The organism is Acidithiobacillus sp. TH-A35, from assembly GCF_057473505.1.
Window position 1 is genome coordinate 1 of sequence record NZ_JBYCKR010000180.1, and the last position, 3476, is coordinate 3476.

Genomic DNA, 3476 nt, shown 5'->3' on the forward strand with positions numbered 1-3476 from the left:
CTCTTATAGACCGATTTATACCCCATTGTTGTGGTTCTTTTACGTTGAGGCAAGTGCACCGCCGTCATTGCGGCCGTTCTGAGCTTGTTTGACCGGCTATCCCCGTGTAGGGATTTGCCCTGCCCGCTGTTGGAGATGTCGCAGTATCCGGCGCAAGACCTGATCCGAGCGCAGACCATCTCCCAGTACCCGCCAGTGCGCGGTCTCCTGATAAAGCGCATTACGCTGCCCGGCAAGGGTCTGTAGCCGTGTATTGAGGTCGGTATTTTGCAGCAGGGGACGGTTGCGGTCATGGCGGATACGTTTGAGCTGCTCGTCGACACTAACATCCAGATAGATGACCCTGCCCATGCGTCGCAAATGATGGCGATTAGCCGGGTCGAGTATGGCGCCGCCGCCGGTGGCCAGTACGATCGGCTCACTCCGGGTGGAGAGATCGGCGATGATTTTGCGCTCCCGCTCGCGGAAACCCGATTCCCCCTCAATCTCGAAAATAGTGGGTATACCTACACCGGTATGGCTGACAATGAGTGCGTCGCTATCCACATAAGGAAGGCGCAAACGGGCGGCCAGAAGCCGCCCTATGGTCGATTTACCCGATCCCATGGGACCGATGAGGATAATACTTCTGGTCATTGCCCGAGATTAGCGCTACCAGGTGACCCCCCCAGGCCATCTGGGGCATCGCCGCCAATCACCTTGGGGGTCAGAAAAACCAGCAATTCCGTTTTCGCCACATTGTTGATATGGCTCTTGAAGAGCCAGCCCAGCAGGGGAATATCCCTGAGCAATGGAACACCGGTTTCGTTCTGGGTGGTCGAGTCGGTGTAAATGCCGCCGATGACCACCGTCTGCCCATTATTAACCAGCAGCTTGGTTTTGACCTGCTGGGTATCAATGGGAATGCCGGAAGGCAGGGCCTGAGCGTAGTTGGGCTGGTCATTACGCGCATCCACATCCAGGGTAATCTTGCCGTTGGGCGAGATGTGCGGCGTGACGTCCAGGCTGAGCACCGCTTTCTTGAAGGATACTGACGTTGCACCGCTGCTGGTGGATTGCTGATAGGGGATTTCCTGACCCTGTTCGATGACCGCCTTTTCGTTGTCCTGGGTGAGGACTTTGGGGCTGGAGATAATCTTGGCGCGGTTGTTCGCTTGCAGTGCCTGTAATTGCAGATTCAGGATGCGATTGCCAGCGGCGGTGCCCAGAGCAAAGCCCAGCGATGCTGGATTGGTGCCCGCGAGGGCGCTGCCTGCGGTGGAGGGCGTCAGGTTTACCAGTGCCGGGGTGGTGAAGCCGGTTCCGCTGGTGGTGGAAGTTCCAGACATCGGGTAGGAGCCACCCTGTGTCGATGTAACCCCCGTACCACCAGTACCCGACAGGTTGACGACGCCACCGCCGCCGCCGCCGGTATAGGTTCCGCCCCACTGTACACCGAGGGACTGTGCGGCATTGGTAGTGATCTGCACAATGCGCGCTTCAATCAGTACCTGCGGGACCGGACGATCGATTTTAGTGATCAGGTTTTTGATGTTGGTAATATCCTGCGGGGTGTCACGGACCAGCAAGCTGTTGGTGCGGGTTACTACCGCTACCGAGCCGCGTGGACCGAGCAACGAGTTGCCAATAAGGCTGGAGCTCGGAATGCCCAATGCACTGGCCAGAGCGGCATTCTGTGCGGGATTCATGCTCATGCCATTGTCGGCCCCTGCAACTCCGGGTTGCTGGTTTTGATCGAAACCCTGCAGCAGCGAGGCAATCTGCGAGGCTTTTGCATATTTGATCTGGATCAGTTCCGTCTCCAGCGGTTCGAGCTTGCGCTTACTGGCAGCGGCCTTCAGTTGCGCCTCTTCCTGACTGGTAATCTGGTTGGCCGGAGCCACCCAGAGAATGTTGCCGATATGTTTTACCGCCAGACCCTGAGACTCCAGAATCACTTGCAGGGCTTGTTCCCACGGCTCGTTCTTGAGGCGGATGGAAAGACTGCCGGTCACATTGTTAGAGACGACTATATTCTGATGGGTAAAGTCGGCAATGACCTGCAGGGCATCGCGCACGCTGATGTTCTGGAAGTCCATACTCAGGCGCGCACCGGCGTCGGGATTGCTGTCTGCCTCAGTGGTTTTGGGATGTACATCAATCAACGTGTGTTGCCCCAGTTGGTAGGCCGAGTACTCGTAAGGACCGTGAATGGCAAACACCAGCCGGGTGTTGCGCCCCAGCGGGTAACCGTCCACATACTGAACCGGGGTGCCGAACTGGCTGACCCCGAAGCGGTGAGTATAGCTGGACGGAATGCCCGTGTCTTTGAGCTCGACGATGAGGGCGCCATTCTCACGAGTGACGTTCATCTGCGGTTGCGGGCCGGAGATGGAAAGATTCAGAACCCCACCACCGTCCTTACCACGCGTAAAACTCAGATCGTTGATTTGTGTGCCGGAAGTGATGGCTGGGGCGGGCACGGGCGGCGCAGAGGTTACGGGGACCTCTGTCGTGCTGCTGGTCGGTATGCTCGCCATGGCCAACGCTGGTGCCGTTGCGGCTTTACTTTGATCGGCTACCAGGGCAAGCCGATAACCGCCGGGCGCCGGCTCCATCATGATCGCCTGCGGTGACTTCAGCAGCAGATCAAGGCGGGCGTGATGACCAACATTTTCGGTGAGCACATTCTGCACGGCGCCGCTGCCTGCGACGGTACCCACGGAGGCCAGGAAGTGGGCGTCACTGAAGTCGATGCGCACCCGATAACCGCCATTCAGGGTGTTCACGTCGTAGGCAGGGCGGCTGTCACTGCGGATCAGGAACACCGTACCATGCTGATCCGCTACCGGCGTAACGCTGCTGATAAGACTCTCGGCCCAGGCGGTGCCGGAGCTCAGGCAGAGCGTTGCCGCGATGATGGCTGGCCTCAGTACCGGAGGGCGGGACTGCCGGCTTGCAGTGACACTGCGGATGTGGCGGACGGTATTGGATGCTGTGCTCATCTTTTCGCTATCCTCTGTATTCTTTGGGGTTAGGCAAGTCATGTTCAGTTGCCGTTTTGCATCTGCAAAACAGTCTGTTCTTTCTGAAATCCGCCGAAGGCGTTGGGCATGTATTGTTCGACGGTGACCGACCGCTTCGTCATGCCGTCATCAATGCGCACGATGCGACCATTATGGGTGCCAATGTAGCTGCCGATCGTCGCGCGATAGATTTTTTTATCCGGCGCAAGGACTACGGCCCAGAGCTTGCCCTGGTTATCCCGGACAAGGCCGGTTACGCTCAGGCTGGAAAGGGCATATTTTTCCAGCGGCTGGACGGGTCCATGACTGGCGGGACGTGGTCCGCTACTGGCGGCAGCAGCTTCCTTGCGCAACAGCAGCTCTGAGAAGCTCGTGAAGGGGTCACGGTTGAGCGGATTCTCATAAGCTTTTGGTGCGTAGGCGGGGGGCTTGGGCAGTGGTGTAATGTGCGTGTTGCTTTTCGGGCCATCG

3 protein-coding genes are annotated in these 3476 nt (G+C 58.2%); all 3 read right to left on the reverse strand.

The genetic code is table 11. The features are described from left to right. Positions 1–96: 96 nt before the first annotated feature. Positions 97–636, reverse strand: a complete 540-nt coding sequence (locus AC2VNK_RS06220) for a shikimate kinase (protein ID WP_291522360.1) — start codon at positions 634–636, stop codon at positions 97–99. Continuing rightward, positions 633–2984, reverse strand: a complete 2352-nt coding sequence (locus tag AC2VNK_RS06225; RefSeq protein ID WP_486883196.1) for a type IV pilus secretin PilQ — start codon at positions 2982–2984, stop codon at positions 633–635. The genes AC2VNK_RS06220 and AC2VNK_RS06225 overlap by 4 nt, the downstream gene beginning before the upstream one ends. Positions 2985–3028: 44 nt before the next feature. Further along, positions 3029–3476, reverse strand: a 448-nt coding sequence (locus tag AC2VNK_RS06230) for a pilus assembly protein PilP (RefSeq protein WP_486883197.1), incomplete at its 5' end; no start/stop codon positions are given.

What these genes read in the sequence shown, in the direction of transcription:
- AC2VNK_RS06225 (WP_486883196.1), bottom strand. Translation starts at nt 2,984, where the DNA reads ATGAGCACAGCATCCAATACCGTCCGCCACATCCGCAGTGTCACTGCA.
- AC2VNK_RS06220 (WP_291522360.1), bottom strand. Translation starts at nt 636, where the DNA reads ATGACCAGAAGTATTATCCTCATCGGTCCCATGGGATCGGGTAAATCG.